The sequence below is a fragment of the Ruegeria halocynthiae genome (assembly GCF_900106805.1).
In the GTDB taxonomy this organism is placed as follows: domain Bacteria; phylum Pseudomonadota; class Alphaproteobacteria; order Rhodobacterales; family Rhodobacteraceae; genus Ruegeria; species Ruegeria halocynthiae.
Window position 1 is genome coordinate 178,898 of record NZ_FNNP01000004.1, and the last position, 13,458, is coordinate 192,355.

General features: G+C 57.6%; 14 protein-coding genes. 7 read left to right on the forward strand and 7 right to left on the reverse strand.

All coding sequences use genetic code 11. The annotated features are described in order from the left end of the window. Window positions 1-58: 58 nt before the first annotated feature. From BLU89_RS13165 to BLU89_RS13185, 5 genes are read right to left on the reverse strand one after another with little or no spacing between them, the layout of a single operon-like run. Entirely contained in the window at window positions 59-2,206 is a 2,148-nt protein-coding gene (locus BLU89_RS13165) for a hypothetical protein (protein WP_074737294.1), read from the reverse strand. Further along, complete coding sequence (motA, locus tag BLU89_RS13170) at window positions 2,203-3,072, reverse strand: flagellar motor stator protein MotA (protein WP_074737295.1); 870 nt, start codon at window positions 3,070-3,072, stop codon at window positions 2,203-2,205. The genes BLU89_RS13165 and motA overlap by 4 nt, the downstream gene beginning before the upstream one ends. Before the next feature lie 46 nt (window positions 3,073-3,118). Continuing rightward, entirely contained in the window at window positions 3,119-3,712 is a 594-nt protein-coding gene (locus tag BLU89_RS13175) for a MotE family protein (RefSeq protein ID WP_074737296.1), read from the reverse strand. Then, complete coding sequence (locus BLU89_RS13180; RefSeq protein WP_074737297.1) at window positions 3,709-4,179, reverse strand: hypothetical protein; 471 nt, start codon at window positions 4,177-4,179, stop codon at window positions 3,709-3,711. The genes BLU89_RS13175 and BLU89_RS13180 overlap by 4 nt, the downstream gene beginning before the upstream one ends. Before the next feature lie 9 nt (window positions 4,180-4,188). Continuing rightward, window positions 4,189-4,686, reverse strand: a complete 498-nt coding sequence (locus tag BLU89_RS13185) for a flagellar basal body-associated FliL family protein (protein WP_074737393.1) — start codon at window positions 4,684-4,686, stop codon at window positions 4,189-4,191. A 119-nt stretch (window positions 4,687-4,805) separates the two neighbouring features. Between BLU89_RS13185 and fliF the strand changes: the two genes are divergently transcribed. From fliF to fliP, 4 genes are read left to right on the forward strand one after another with little or no spacing between them, the layout of a single operon-like run. Then, on the forward strand, window positions 4,806-6,395 hold the full coding sequence (fliF, locus tag BLU89_RS13190) for a flagellar basal-body MS-ring/collar protein FliF (protein WP_074737298.1): 1,590 nt from the start codon (window positions 4,806-4,808) through the stop codon (window positions 6,393-6,395). Further along, window positions 6,395-6,991 carry an ABC transporter ATP-binding protein gene (locus BLU89_RS13195; protein WP_074737299.1) on the forward strand — a complete coding sequence of 199 codons (597 nt, stop codon included), beginning with the start codon at window positions 6,395-6,397 and terminating at the stop codon, window positions 6,989-6,991. The genes fliF and BLU89_RS13195 overlap by 1 nt, the downstream gene beginning before the upstream one ends. After that, the gene (locus BLU89_RS13200) at window positions 6,984-7,271 is read left to right on the forward strand and encodes a FliM/FliN family flagellar motor switch protein (protein WP_074737300.1); all 288 of its coding nucleotides are present in this window, start codon (window positions 6,984-6,986) and stop codon (window positions 7,269-7,271) included. Before BLU89_RS13195 ends, BLU89_RS13200 begins: the two co-directional genes overlap by 8 nt. Further along, window positions 7,271-7,996 (forward strand): flagellar type III secretion system pore protein FliP, encoded by a 726-nt coding sequence (gene fliP / locus BLU89_RS13205; protein WP_074737301.1) that lies wholly within the window; start codon window positions 7,271-7,273, stop codon window positions 7,994-7,996. The genes BLU89_RS13200 and fliP overlap by 1 nt, the downstream gene beginning before the upstream one ends. 1 nt (window position 7,997) lies before the next feature. Here fliP and BLU89_RS13210 read toward each other — a convergent pair whose 3' ends face one another. Both BLU89_RS13210 and BLU89_RS13215 read right to left on the reverse strand, forming a co-directional pair. Beyond that, window positions 7,998-9,440 (reverse strand): sensor histidine kinase, encoded by a 1,443-nt coding sequence (locus tag BLU89_RS13210; RefSeq protein ID WP_074737302.1) that lies wholly within the window; start codon window positions 9,438-9,440, stop codon window positions 7,998-8,000. Next, window positions 9,437-10,174 (reverse strand): response regulator transcription factor, encoded by a 738-nt coding sequence (locus BLU89_RS13215; protein WP_074737303.1) that lies wholly within the window; start codon window positions 10,172-10,174, stop codon window positions 9,437-9,439. The genes BLU89_RS13210 and BLU89_RS13215 overlap by 4 nt, the downstream gene beginning before the upstream one ends. Window positions 10,175-10,389: 215 nt before the next feature. Here BLU89_RS13215 and BLU89_RS13220 point away from each other — a divergent pair, with 215 nt between their 5' ends. Genes BLU89_RS13220 through BLU89_RS13230 form a run of 3 tightly spaced genes read left to right on the forward strand, consistent with a single transcriptional unit; the run spans window position 10,390 to window position 13,456 of the window. Further along, on the forward strand, window positions 10,390-11,634 hold the full coding sequence (locus BLU89_RS13220; RefSeq protein WP_074737304.1) for an ABC transporter substrate-binding protein: 1,245 nt from the start codon (window positions 10,390-10,392) through the stop codon (window positions 11,632-11,634). Between the two features lie 57 nt (window positions 11,635-11,691). Beyond that, on the forward strand, window positions 11,692-12,564 hold the full coding sequence (locus BLU89_RS13225; protein ID WP_074737305.1) for a carbohydrate ABC transporter permease: 873 nt from the start codon (window positions 11,692-11,694) through the stop codon (window positions 12,562-12,564). Continuing rightward, on the forward strand, window positions 12,557-13,456 hold the full coding sequence (locus BLU89_RS13230; protein WP_074737306.1) for a carbohydrate ABC transporter permease: 900 nt from the start codon (window positions 12,557-12,559) through the stop codon (window positions 13,454-13,456). Before BLU89_RS13225 ends, BLU89_RS13230 begins: the two co-directional genes overlap by 8 nt. The last annotated feature ends 2 nt before the right edge of the window (window positions 13,457-13,458 follow it).

Consider the following 13,458-nt stretch of genomic DNA (forward strand, 5'->3'; position numbering starts at 1 on the left):
CAGCAGAGCCATTCGATACTTCTTGAGATGGTTGAAATGTGTTGGATTACCTCATGGATCAGTTCGGATTGTGGGCTTGCACGATCTCAAGCATATCCGCGATTTGTCCGCGCGCGTTGGCGCTTTGCCGCAATAGTGCTGCGGCGTCCGCCAACGGCCTGCCCGGTTGTCGCTCAATTGGCTGGGTCAGGGTTGCTCTGATACGTGCCAGATTAGTGAAGACGTTTGTAACGCCTTCATCAGCATCATCGGAACCGGCAAGCCAGGAGTAGCGGTCGGCAGCCTCGGTCTTCCCAGCCTCCCGCAAGGTGAGTGCTGCGGCTTCGAAATCCTGAGTCTGCATCATGGCTTGCGCCCGCAACTGCAGAGCGGTGTCGGACTTATCATCGGCGATTTCCAATAGTGCCTGTCGTGGGCGGTCGTTCATCAGAGCCGCCCGCGCCCGTAGCTGCGCCCTCTCATAGCGAAGGCCCTGATCCTGGGGTCGGTCTGCCAGCGCGTGTGCCTGTGCTGAAAACCCGAGCTTGGCCAATCGATCTGCCAGCGACAGAGCTGTCTCAACCGCCAGTGCATTGCGCGCGCTGTCTCCCAATCCCAAAACATGTCGTAGAAAGGTGATATCGTCCGCTCGCTCTGCAAGCAGTTGATACACCTGATCACGTGACAGCCGCCATTCACCAGATTCACCGGCGTTTTCTAGACGTTTCAGCGCGCCGTCGAAATCTTGCGACAAAGCCATGGCCAATATGTGAGCGCGCGTCATCATTGGGCCAAGTTCCGAATTCCTGAACTCACGCGCGTAGCTCGCGGCCAAACCGAGGTCACGTGGTGATATTGCGCCCCTGTCCGACCACCGCTTCTGGATCAGGTGCGCAAGCGCCAGCGGTGCTTCGGTCGCGGCATCGGGGGCAGAGATTACGTCAATCAACAGCGATTCGGCCGTATCCGCCTCTCCTGCTGCATCCGCTATTCGGGCTTCGGTGAGCGTCACGTCGACTGGTTTGACTTCAAGCACGCGCTCCACTGCGCGCAATATGCGGCGCGATGCCTCCAGTCGGCCTGCTGAAACCAATATTTCGGCCAAATCCGAGCCAATCTGGTGCCTTAAATGTCGGGGAAGTCGGCCAAAACTGCGTTCGATTGCATTCAGGTCAGCTTCTGGCTGCAATGTTCCTTCAGTCAACAGCGCCCAGAAGGAGGCAAACCCATTACATCTTTGCTGCCCTTCGAATGGATTTGATGCGGGTACTGCCAAACCATCCATGACGGATGCGATCGCGGACAGTCTGCGCTGCTCTGCCGTAGTGTCCGGCAACAAAGCCAAAGCCTGAAGCGCTTCGGCCCCGAATCCGTAGTATGTATAGAGCTTCGCCAGTTTCAGCACCTGCACCCGATCAACCCGGTCAAACTCCTGAAACAGGCCAACCCGCAGCGCAGAAACTTGCATAGGAAGTGGCTGAGTGCCCGACCATGTTTCGAACGCCAACTCGCTGTCGGTGATACATTCGGGTTTGGCGTCAAGCTGCGGGATCGCAAGATTATTCAGCCCCTGAACGTCGTCCAGAACCGAAGACAATCGCAGATTCGGCGCCAACTCTTCCGCCGTCAACAGCGGGCCAAACCCATTCGAGTGCCTGCGCCCGACGCCCGCTAGTTCCAGATCGACAACCTCTCGGTCGGCGCTTTGCAATATGCGTGATGTCAAATGGTCTTCGAAATTCTGATGGCTTAAGCGCAGCAGGGGTAACGCCAGTTCGGTGGCCGGGATTTCAATCGGCAAAGGGTCGGACGCAGTGACGTTTTGGGACTGAAAGCTGTGCGTCGGCACCACCGTTTCTGCTTTGGGTATGAATTTTCCGGGGGTGATGTCTATGACGACCATAGTTTGACGATACAGAAATGCCGTGGCCACGCATTCGCAACCGAATGTCATCTCCAATGCCGCACCGGGTTCAGATTGTTTCAGCGATTTCAGACGATTCCCGGACAGGCGGTTGAAAACGGCTGTGGTATCATACGTGGCCTCATCAATAGCGATACTCAGGTGCGCACTGGTCTGGGTCTGATCCAGAACCCAGCCGGTGCCCGGGGGCACCTGCACCACTATGCGGGTGTATCCTTCATGCTCTCCCGATCGTACGCGCAAGGCCTGTGCGGAGGCGTTCGTGCCAATGGCAATCAGGATGAATGCGATTACCCGAATCATGCGGCAGCCTGTTTGAGTTCCTTAAGGGCGTCCTCAAGTTCGGAAAAGGTCGGGCGATTATGCGTTGGCGTGTTCTGACGACCAACTTCGATACACATGGCCGGGTTGTGGTTGTGCAAGTTTGCCACCAGAACTTCTTTGATGAGTTGATAAAAGTGGTTGTCTTCCTCAACGACTGCTTTCAGCTTGCCTGCAAAGGGTCCGACAAGCCCGTAGGCTAGAAAAACCCCCAGAAATGTTCCGACCAGCGCGCCACCGATCAGCTTGCCCAGCACCTCGGGGGGCTGATCGATCGAACCCATCGTCTTGATGACGCCCAGAACCGCAGCAACAATGCCCAGGGCGGGCAAGCCATCGGCGACGGTTTGCAGCGCGTGGCTGGAATGCATGGCGTGGTGAAAGTTCGCTTCCATGCGTTTCTCGAGAACCTCTTCTACCTGATGCGGATCGTCATAATTCATCGCCGCCGAGCGCATCGTGTCACAGATCAGGTCCACCACCTCTTTATCGGTCTGGATTCTGGGATAAGCCGAAAACAGCGTAGAGCTTTCGGGTTCTTCGATATGCTGTTCTACTTCGACCGGGTTTGCACGCGCGATCCGGATCAATGAAAAGAGCAGGCACAGCAAATCGCGATAATCCTCGGGCTTCCATTTTGGCCCCTTGAACACTTTGGCCATATCTTTGGCCGTGTGTTTCACGCCGCCCATATCATTGCTGATCAGAAAGGCGCCAACGGCGGCCCCGCCGATCATCATCATCTCGAAAGGTAAGGATTTCATGATGATCGTCATCTTACCCCCTGCGGCCAGATAACCGCCGAACACCATGACAAAAATGACGACAATTCCAATGAGTCCGATCATGAAGGGTCTCCGGCGTTTGAGGTATTTGGATGGTCGAACATGAGGCTCACTCCCGCGGGGCGTTTGCGTTGCGCCCCGCCATGATCACGCTGATTGTATAGGCAACTTCAGGGCTGAGACCGGCCATGACATTTGCCGCCGTGTCAGGCGGCATACGTGACAGGAAACCGGCAGCGAAAACCGCATCCATTGTCTCGAACAAGGCGGCGGCGTCCTTGGGTTTCATGTTCTGATAAACATCGGTCAGTTGTGTAAGATCGCTTTCGGCGGCCTGTTCCGCGATTGCCACCGTTTCGCGCAGCGCTTCTTCAGCCTCCTGCAGCATGGCGAGGCGGGAATCGATCGCCTCATTGGCGATATCCAGGGCCCGTTCGCGATCCAGGATCGTGTTTTCCCGCCGGTTTAGTTCATCCTCGCGACGTCGTAATTCTGTCAGCAAAAGCTGAAGATTCGCCGCACCTGTCTCCTGATCATTCGCATCAACCTGAGGGGGCGTCGTGGGTTCGGCGCCTCGGGCCAGTGCGGGGCCGGCTTCTAGTCCGATGCGAATGATGGCGGACCCGATCATCAACAGTGAAATGACTGTTAGAACGCCTCCGCGTGGACGACGATTGGGTCTGTTGGCCCCGGTACGGGTCATTGTGCCGCTCCGCCAGAAGTGGCGGCATGTCGAAAGAACATCAGACCTTCCGGTTTCTTTTGCGGTTGCTCGAGGGTGGTCTGCGTCGGTTCGACAGACGGCTCGGTGACGCCCTCTTCGGGTATCTCCAGCGGTGTGTCCTGAGGCGTTTCCTCGGCTTTGTCGAGGTCTGCAGCTTCCTCCTGCACAACATCGTGCATCGAAGCCATCATCAGTTCCAACCGCTGTGCGACCGTTTCCGCCCGCTCGGTCAACGCCTGCAGGGCGATCCCGGAATCGTCCGAAGCCTGGCGCGCATCATCAAGCGATTTTCGCAGTTCCTCTGCCTGTGCGGAAAGGACCGACACCGCGCCGCCGACGCCCTTCTCAAGATCGGTAAATCGCCGCAGGCGCCGCGCGAGAATGAAACAGTACAGCCCCGCCCCAAGCGCGCCCGCAACCAGTAGTATATCGGCAATCAGCTCCACCTTCGCCTCCTAGTTCAACACAAATTCCATCACGAGAACGTCGCGCACGCGCCCTTCGCCCACGACAATCCCGATCCGCCGGTGCAAGTGCCCACGGATGCGTATCAGAGCCAGCGGATCTTCGAGAACTGTCAGATCAATCGCGCGGAGATAGCTGTTCAAGACATCCATGATTCGCGGCTGCATCTTTTCGACTTCGGCGGCGTAGTCTGCATTCACCTCAAGCTGAGCGTGAAATTTCAAGTGCCGCGAATCTGCCGCTTTGACCGAGATGATTACTGCGGGAAGATCGACAAAACTTACGTCGGGCAATGCCGCAAAAGGCGCCTCTTGACCCTTCTTTTCCGTATCTTTCGAGACCTCGGCGTCTCCGAACGGAAGCAGGCCGGATGCGGTTATGAAATAGCCGCCTATGCCACCCGCAATGGCAAGAATCACGCCAAGCAACAGGCCCTTTTTCCCTGATTTCTTAGGGGCTTCTGCCTCTTCTACGGTTGCATCGGTCATGCCGTCCTCATCGATCTGTTCGGCATCTGTCATAACCCTGCAGGGACTAACCGATTGTTAAGGGCAATCGTCCAAACAGGAGCTGAGCCGAGCAGAATGTCGGTGAGTCGGAGGTGAGCGTGCAGCAGATCGGAACTGTCTGGGCAAGTTTGGACAGGCGCAAACAATTTATCGTGGCCGGTGCCGTGGCGCTGGTGTTTCTGGGCGTACTTGTGATGTCACGGATTGCCACTGCGCCTTCGATGACCCTGTTGTATGCGGGGCTGGAAAGCGGAGCAGCCGGAGATATCGTGCGCTCGCTCGATCAACGCGGGGTCCCGTATGAGATACGCGGAGGTTCGATCTACGTAACCGGTGCGCAACGGGATGAACTGCGCATGACGCTGGCCAGTGAAGGGCTGCCCGCAAACAGCAATCGCGGGTACGAGCTGCTGGATTCGCTCAGCGGGTTCGGGACCACATCGCAGATGTTCGATGCGGCCTATTGGCGGGCAAAGGAAGGTGAGCTGGCGCGTACAATTGTTGGCAGCGCCCATGTCAGTCAGGCCCGTGTGCATATCGCCAATGGCTCGTCCAATCCGTTTCAGCGCAGCGTTGCGCCGACCGCTTCGGTCTATTTGGTCGCTTCGGGGGCACAGATCACCGGCGAACAGGCGAAAGCCATTCGGTTCCTGGTGGCCTCAGCCGTCAGTGGATTGGCGCCGGAAAACGTTACTGTGGTCGATTCGAACGGTACTGTGATCGGAGCTCAGGAAACGGCCGTGGCTGCCGATACCGCTGATGACAAGGCGCGTCAGTTGCGCGAAAAAGTGTTGCGGTTGGTCGAAGCCCGGGTCGGCGCCGGCAACGCGGTGGTCGAGATCAGCGTGGATACGGTGACCGAAACCGAATCGATCCGCGAACGTCGCTTTGATCCCAAAGGACGCGTTGCGATCAGCACGGATGTCGAGGAAAGATCCGACAGCGCGCGCAACCAATCCGCAGATGTGACTGTGGCCTCTAACCTGCCGGATGGCGATGGGGCCGGCGGTGACGAATCCAATTCGAACGCCACCCAGACGCGCGAGCGTGTGAATTATGAGGTTTCCGAAACGGAACTCGAGGTGCATCGCGCACCGGGGGCCATCAAGCGTTTGACCGTTGCGGTGTTGGTCAACGGCGTGCGGACGGTGGATGCGACTGGTGCTGAAAGCTTTCAGCCCATGCCCCAGTCCGAACTTGATGCGCTGGAAGAGCTTGTTGCCTCGGCCGTTGGCTTTGATGCCGAACGTGGCGATGTGATTACTCTGAAATCGCTTGATCTGCCGGCGATCGAACCGCAGGGCACATTGGTGTCGGCGTCGATTTGGCAAAGGATTCATCTCGATGCGATGTCGCTGATCCAGATGATGGTTCTGGCACTGGTTTCCCTTGTTTTGGGTCTGTTTGTCATACGTCCGATCCTGACAAAATCTGCAGCACCGGCGCTGTTGCCAGCGGCCCCCTTGCCCGAGGTGGGCCCGGCACCTTACCTCACCGGAGAGATTGCGACCGGCGACACACAGGAATTCACATCGCTCCCAGACCCTGCGCAACCCAGTGTCCCGGCGATTGGCAGTGTGCGTGGTGAGGATCCCGTCGACCGCTTGCGCGCCATGATTGGCGACAAGCAGGAGGAAACGGTTGAAATCCTGCGCAGCTGGTTAGAGGACGGCGAGGAGAAGGTATGATGTCGATTGCCCATCTCCTTGAGGATTTTACAGCTCCGGCCAGCGGTGTCGCGGTGCATCTTCTGGATGAGGAAGCATTGGAAGAACAACGTCTTGCGGCGTTTGAACGAGGCTATGGCGCGGGCTGGGACGATGCGGTTCAGGCGCAGGAACAGGGGCGTGCGCAGCTTGGTTCAGATCTGTCAGCAACGCTATCGGATCTGTCCTTTACCTATCAGGAAGCTATGACCCGCATGACATTATCGCTGGAACCGATGTTTCAGAGCCTGGTTCAGGTTGTGTTACCGGAAACCTTCGAACGTGGCTTTGCCACCAGACTGGCAGAGCAGCTGGGTGAAATGGCGGGGGAACAGATCGGGCAGCCGATGCACCTGACAGTACCAGCAGGAACCTCCGAGCAGGTCGCGGCGCTTCTGCCGCAGGACATCTCTCCGCGTCTGCAACTGGTCGAAGACCCGTCTCTGCTACCGGGGCAGGCGCGCCTGCAGGTCGGCATCGCCCGGCGCGAGATGGATTGCGCCGCGCTGCTCAAATCCATCGCCACAGCGTTCGACGCATATCTGTTTGAAGCAAGAGAGGCTTTGTCAAATGAGTGATCCTCAACCTCCTAAACCCGAAAAACCAAACCCATTTGAAACGGTCCCTATCGAAGTTACGGTTTCGGTCGGGCGTGCGCGACCTCTGATCCGAGATCTGCTGAGTATGGGCGAGAATGCCGTGCTGACGCTGGACAAACGGATTGAGGATCCGGTGGATCTGTATGTCGGTGACCAACTGGTCGCGCGCGGTCTGCTGGAGGAGATGGAGGGCGACCAGGCCGGGCAACTGGCGGTGCGATTGACCGAGATTTCGGACCTGCAGAACGGGATCAGTTGATGCGCCATCTGATCTGGCTGGCGCTGCTGCTGGTCATTCCCTCCGGCGTTGCCGCACAGGAGCTGTCTTTGTCGCTGGGCGAGGGCGGGTCGATTTCGACCCGGACAATCCAGCTGATCTTGCTGATCACAGTGCTGAGTCTGGCACCCGGTCTGGCAATCATGATCACATGTTTCCCGTTTCTGATCACCGTATTGGCGATCCTGCGCCAGGGCCTCGGCCTGCAACAGTCGCCGCCCAACATGCTGATCGTCAGTCTGGCCCTGTTTCTGACCTATTTTATTATGGAGCCGGTTTTCACCGAGGCGTGGGAGGAGGGAATTCAGCCCATGGTCGCGGAAACGCTCGACGTGGAACCGGCGCTCGAACGTGCTTTGGTGCCGTTTCGCAGCTTCATGGCCGCGCGGCTGGACGCTGACACGTTTCATGCGATGGCGGCGTTGCGTCCGGATGGTGCCGCGATGCAGATGTCTCCCGATGCGCCGTTGTCCGTTCTGATGCCCTCGTTCATGCTGTCCGAAATCGCGCGGGCCTTTCAGATCGGATTTCTGATTTTCCTGCCCTTCCTGATCATCGATCTGGTCGTGGCAGCGGTGCTGATGTCGATGGGGATGATGATGGTGCCACCGGCCACAGTTGCATTGCCGTTCAAGCTGGCGTTTTTCGTGATCGCGGATGGCTGGGCTTTGGTTGCCAGCGCTTTGGTGCGCAGCTACATGCCCTGATCTATTGCCGGGTGATCTGCAGACGGGCGCGCAGGCCTTGGTCTCCGGCTTCGAAACTCAGCGTACCACCATGTTGCTCGGCAACGGTGCTTGCAATGGTCAGGCCCAACCCGAAACCGTCAGAGGATCCTGTGTTTGATCCGCGCTGAAACGGGGCCAAAAGCGCCTCGATATCCTCGACCGACATGTCGGTGCCCTTGTCCTCGACAATGATTGTGGCGGTTTGCGCGTCGGTCTCCAACGCAACTTCGGCGCGGCGACCATATTTCAGGGCATTGTCGATCAGATTGGTCAGGGCCCGTTTCAGGGAGATCGGCCGCCCCATTACCAGGATGCGCCGCGTTTCCGGCAGCGACCCGTGCCCTCGGCGCGACATGAAGACCGAAGGCGCGCCTTTGACCGCAACCGGTTCAACCGCTTTAAGCAACACGGGCCGGTCCATATCCTGATAATCAGCCACCAACGCCTCGACCAGTGAAGTCAGAGAGATTGGACGTGGCTCCTCGACGCTGAGTTCGGATCGTGTGTAGGTCAGCACGCTTTCGATCATGCCGGTCATCTGATCCACGTCCGCCTCAAGCTTTTCTCGCAGTTCGGCATCGTCAATCAAAGCCGCGCGTAGCCGGACGCGGGTTGCTGGCGTACCCAGATCGTGACTGACACCCGACAACACGATTGCGCGTTTCTCAAGCTGCGCACGCTCAGCCTCAAGGTGGTCATTCACGGCAGCCACGATATCACGCAACTCTTCCGGCCCATCCGCATCATAACTCTGTGGTCCTCCACGGCGTTTGCGATCACCAAGTGCCTGTGCAAAGCGCGTGAAGTTGTCCGAAACATTTCCAACCGAGGTCAACAGCGCTGCCAACGCGACAACTCCCAGCAAAATCGCGGGCAGTCGCAGATCAACCGGAGCGGCTTTGCACCCCCAGATATCTGTGCCATCGATCTGCTTCCAAACCCCACGTCCGTATTGCGCAATCAGGATCGGTTCGCTGCAATAGGTTGCCAACAGGCGCGTCAGATTACCCATCTTTTCGGGCCCGGTCTGATCGCTGCCCGATACAATATCTGATACCGGGTAAACGAGCTGATCTGACAGCACAGCCAAAGTCAGCTCACGCCCACTCAGTGGGGCCGAACTATCAGTCAGGATCGACAGGTTGGTGACAAAGCGGCGATCCGAAAACCCCGACATTTGCTGAAACTCACCTGTTTCTGCCAGAGCAGCGGCCGCAGCGGGTATGGGAGTGATCAATATGCCTGGAGGTGGCGCCATTCCGGTGCGTAGCTCTTCGTAGACGGTGAACCCGGCCACGAACGAGTTGGTCAGATACCGGTTCCAAGCCTGAGCCGATGCATACCACATCCCGGTTGATATCAGGCCTGCGGCAAAGGCCGTCAGCGTCCAAAGCCAACCATAACTGCGCAGACGCAGGGTCATGCGTCCTCATCCACCGAGACGTCGGCGGTAAAGAGATATCCAACCCCACGTTCGGTGCGCAGCATCTGAGGGTCTTTCGGATTGGTCTCGATTTTCGACCGCAACCGTCCCACCAGCATGTCGATGGCTCGACCCTGCGCTTCGGGTTTGTCGGCTTCACCGGTGACATCAAGTGCGGTGGCAATCTCATCCCGGGTCAACGGAATATGCGGATTTGCCAGCAGAACCTTCAGCAAGGCGGTTTCCCGTTGCGACAAAGAAACCAGATAGCCTTCGGGTGAATGCACTTCATCACTTTTGCCATCATAGACCCAACCATCAAAATGAAAGGTGCGGGTGCGGCGGCGATACGCCAGAGAAGAGGAGCGTTGTGCGCGTTGCATCACCGCGCGGACGCGAGCCAACAAAAGCTGTGGGTTGAACGGTTTGGCGATGTAGTCGTCTGCACCAACCTCATAACCCGCCATGCGTTGATGATCTGCTGACAGGGCAGAGACCAGAATAATAGGTACGTCCTGTTCGTGCCGCAGTCGGGCGCAGATCTCAACGCCATTTTCATCGCCAAGCATCACATCCAGCAGGATCAAATCGATCCGCCCCGAGGTCAGATGAGAACGTATTTCGCTTTCCGAACTGGCGGGCAGTGCGATGCACCCGTTCTGCTGAAAGAACTGGGTCATCATCGACCGCATCTCCGAATCGTCGTCCACCACCAGAAGTCGGGGAATGCCCACTCTGATCGTCCTCCTTATCATTCTCCGCCACCGCCCATTGTAACGAATGGAAACGGATTCAAGCCCAACGTAACACGCGGTAACAAAAGCGGTGAAAATTTCCACCTTGTCAGGATATTACTCTGCATTCTGCGTTGCCATGTGGCATTCCGTTAGCGCTATATCGAGCATGGCCGCCCTATGGGTGGCACCGAATTCTCAGGGAGGAGATCAATATGAAGCGTTTTGCATTTGCCACCGTTTCGACATTGGCCGTTGTGGCCGGGTCGTCCGTTGTGGCTGAACCGCAGGCCGAAGTTCTGCACTGGTGGACATCCGGTGGTGAGGCGAAATCGGTCGCGGTTCTGCAAGAAGAATTTGCCTCGAACGGCGGTACATGGACCGACATGCCCGTCGCTGGCGGTGGTGGCGATGCCGCGATGACTGCGCTGCGTGCCCGAGTTCTGGCTGGCAACGCACCGACTGCGGTTCAGCTGAAAGGCCCCGCCATTCAGGAATGGTACGAAGAGGGCGTTCTGGCTGACATTTCATCGGTGGCCGAAGCCGAAGGCTGGGCCGAGGTTCTGCCCGCGTCGATTGCAGGACACATGATGTGCGAGGGCACGTGGTGCGCCGCACCCGTGAACGTGCATCGCATCGACTGGATCTGGGCGAATGCCGACATTCTGGCCGCTAATGACATTGAAATGCCCTCCACTTGGGAAGAATTCAATGCAGCTGCCGAGAAACTGCAGGCCGCTGGTGTGATCCCGCTGGCCCATGGCGGTCAGTCCTGGCAGGACGCCACCGTTTTCGAAGCGGTAGCGCTGGGTCTGGGTGGCCCTGAGTTCTATCAGAAGGCCCTCGTTGATCTGGACCCCGAGGCGCTGACTTCGGATACGATGATTCAGGTCTTTGACCAGATGCGTACAATGCGCGGATACGTGGACGAGAACTTTTCTGGCCGCGACTGGAACCTTGCGACGGCCATGGTGATGAATGGCGAAGCTGCGTTCCAGATCATGGGTGACTGGGCCAAGGGTGAATTCCTGGCTGCCGGTAAAAAGCCCGGCGAAGATTTCCTGTGCGCCTCGACCCCCGGCGACGGTTATCTGTACAACGTCGACAGCTTTGCCATGTTCGAAGTGGAAGGTGACGACAACCGCGCCGGACAGGAACTGCTGGCCAAGCTGATCGTTGCGCCGAACTTCCAGGAAGTATTTAACCTGAACAAGGGTTCGATCCCGGCCCGGACCGATGTCGCGCTGGATGCGTTTGACATCTGTGCCAAGATTTCGGCCGAAGACATGGGTTCGACCTCGGCCGGTGGTTCACTGTTGCCGTCCTACGCCCATGGCATGGCGCTGCGTGGATCGCAGGCTGGTGCGATTACGGACGTTGTGACCGCGCATTTCAACTCAGATATGTCCTCGGCTGACGCGGTTCAGCAACTGGCGGACGCGGTAGCAAACAGCTACTGATCCAATACGCTCTGCCCCCTATAATGCGGGGCAGAGCATCTTTCCCCGGAGGCTAAAATGTCCGAATGGCTGGAAAACCACCTGCCCAAGGTGGTGCTGGCACCGTCGTTCATCGCCGTATTGATCTTTGTTTACGGATTTATCGGATGGACCGCATGGGTGTCGCTGACCCGATCGAAACTACTGCCGAAATACGAGATCCATGGCTTCATTCAGTATGAACGCCTGTTCGACTCGCCCCGCTGGGATACGGCAATCAACAACCTGTATATCTTTGGCGCGCTGTTCATCGTGATCGCGATGGTACTTGGCCTGCTGCTGGCCATCCTGCTGGATCAGAAAATCCGCGTCGAAGGGGCAATCCGCACGATTTACCTGTACCCGATGGCGCTGTCGATGATCGTGACTGGTACGGCGTGGAAGTGGATCCTGAACCCAGGGTTAGGCATTGAATCCATGGTTCAGGGCTGGGGGTTTCCGAATTTCGAATTCGACTGGCTGGTGAATCCGGATTACGCGATCTACACAATCGTCCTCGCTGCGATCTGGCAAAGCTCCGGCTTTGTGATGGCGCTGTTTCTGGCCGGGTTGCGGTCGGTGGACGGGGAAATCATTAAGGCCGCGCAGGTCGACGGTATCCCCACATGGCGTATCTATACGGCGATCATCATCCCCTCGATGGCTCCGATTTTCCTGTCCGCCTTCATCGTGCTCGCCCACCTTGCAATCAAGAGCTTTGATCTGGTCATCGCACTGACGGGTGGTGGTCCGGGTTACGCAACCGATCTGCCAGCCACCTACATGTACGCCATGGCGTTTTCGCGCGGCGACATCGGTCAGGCGGCTTCCTCCGCGATGATCATGATGCTCGTCGTCTTTGCCATCGTGGTTCCTTACCTTTACTCAGAATTGAGGGCGAAAAATGACTGATCTGTCGATGCCCCAAACCCAAACACGCAGCCAAAGCAACACAAGCAAAATTGCCTTGCGCTGGTTGCTCTACATCCTGCTGGGCCTGTTCGCGCTGTATTACCTGATGCCGCTCTTCGTGATGTTGACGACATCACTGAAAAGCCTTGAGGAAATCCGCACCGGGTCTCTGATTTCGCTGCCGCGAGAGGTCAGCTTTGACGCCTGGAAGACCGCATGGTCCGGGGCTTGTACCGGTATCCAATGTGAAGGCCTGCGGCCTTACTTCTGGAACTCGGTTCTGATCGCGGTGCCTGCAGTATTTTTGTCGACTTTGATAGGTGCGCTGAACGGTTATGTTGTTGCGCAGTGGCGGTTCAAGGGGGCCAACATCATCTTCTCGCTGATGCTGTTTGGCTGCTTCATCCCGTTCCAGGTTGTTTTGCTGCCGATGGCGCGATTGCTGGGCATGATGGGGATCGCCGGAACCATTCCGGGTCTGATCTTTGTCCATGTGATCTACGGGCTGGGTTTCACCACGCTGTTTTTCCGCAACTACTATGTCACCATTCCGGCCGAGCTGACCAAAGCAGCCCGTGTTGATGGGGCCGGGTTCATGCGGATTTTCTGGTCGATCTTCCTGCCGCTGTCGCTGCCCATCATCGTGGTGACCGTGATCTGGCAGTTCACGCAGATATGGAACGACTTCCTGTTCGGCGTGTCGTTCAGCCAGGCGGGCACGCAGCCCGTGACCGTGGCGCTCAACAACATCGTAAACTCCACCACCGGCGTCAAAGAGTACAACGTCGACATGGCCGCCGCGATCATCGCGGGGCTGCCGACGCTGTTCGTCTACGTCGTTGCCGGTAAGTATTTCATCCGCGGCCTGACCGCCGGTTCAGTGAAGGGATAAAC